Annotated in this window: 1 protein-coding gene and 1 pseudogene; both read left to right on the forward strand. The window is 74.7% G+C overall.

The features are described from left to right. Window positions 1-290, forward strand: a pseudogene (locus F3J18_RS37480) (hypothetical protein); the annotation flags it as partial. 356 nt (window positions 291-646) lie between these two features. Beyond that, on the forward strand, window positions 647-1,157 hold a 511-nt coding region (locus F3J18_RS37485; protein WP_166917207.1), incomplete at its 3' end, for a dihydroxyacetone kinase subunit DhaK.

Below are 1,157 nucleotides of genomic sequence, written 5' to 3' on the forward strand. Positions count from 1 at the left end.
CCTCGACCACCGGCGCCACGCTCGGCAACGTGGCGAGCACCGGCGCGGCGACGCTCGGCACGGTCGCCAACACCGGCGTGAGCACGGTGGCGGCGGTCGGCAACGTGGCGACGCAGACCATCGGCGCGGTCGGCGCGGCCTTGCCTGGCATCGCGATCACGCCGTCGTCGGGCGGCGCGTCGGGCTCGGGCACGGGTACCGGCACGGGCGGTGCGGCGGGCGTCGGCACGCTGCTCTCGCCGGTGACCTCGCTGGTCACGACGCTGGCCGGCGTGGTGCCGCACAAGTAAGCGGGCGGCCTGCCGCCAGGGCGGGCCGGCGCGTCGAGGCAGGCGCGCATGGCTCGACCGTCGCGGCGGATATCGGCAACAAGGACGGCACGACTTCGGTCGTGCCGTTTTTTTTGCGCGCCCGCGTGCCATCGCTGCTGCCTGTCATCAGGGGAACTCGCCGCCGGCGCAGCTTACGAACCGGCGTAAGCCGACGTTTGTGCGGCACCGCGCCGCGCGCGAACGTCCTATAGTGACGCACGCCCGCGCGAGCGCGGCCCGTGGCGCACCCGAGCCCGGGCGCCGCGCCGCCCGCATGCGCTCCCCGCGCCGACCCTGGAGACGAACGGGAGCGAGACTCCCGGAGGACCTGCCGAATGAAGAAGCTGATCAACGATGTCGAACACGTGGTGCCCGACCTGCTGAACGGGCTGGTCGCGCTCAACCCGCATCTCGCCCTGCTCGCCGGCCGCACCATCGTGGTCCGCGCCGACGCGGCCGAGGCCGCCTCGCGCGGCGAGGTCGCGCTGATATCGGGCGGCGGCGCCGGTCACGAGCCGGCCCATGCCGGCTACGTGGGCGCCGGCATGCTGAGTGCGGCGGTGGCCGGCGAGGTGTTCACCTCGCCCTCGGTCGACGCGGTGCTCGACGCGATCCGCGCGGTGGCCGGGCCGGCCGGGGTGCTGCTGATCGTCAAGAACTACACGGGAGACCGGCTCAATTTCGGGCTCGCGGCGGAGATCGCGCGTGCCGAGGGGATCGACGTCGAGACCGTGATCGTCGCCGACGACGTGGCGCTGGCCGCGCGCGGCGAACATGCCGGGCGGCGCGGCCTGGCCGGCACGGTGCTGGTGCATCGCATCGCCGGCGCGGCCGCGGCGGCCGGGC

Origin of the sequence: Burkholderia sp. Ax-1720 (assembly GCF_011753035.1) — a bacterium.
Taxonomy (GTDB): Bacteria; Pseudomonadota; Gammaproteobacteria; order Burkholderiales; family Burkholderiaceae; genus Burkholderia; species Burkholderia gladioli.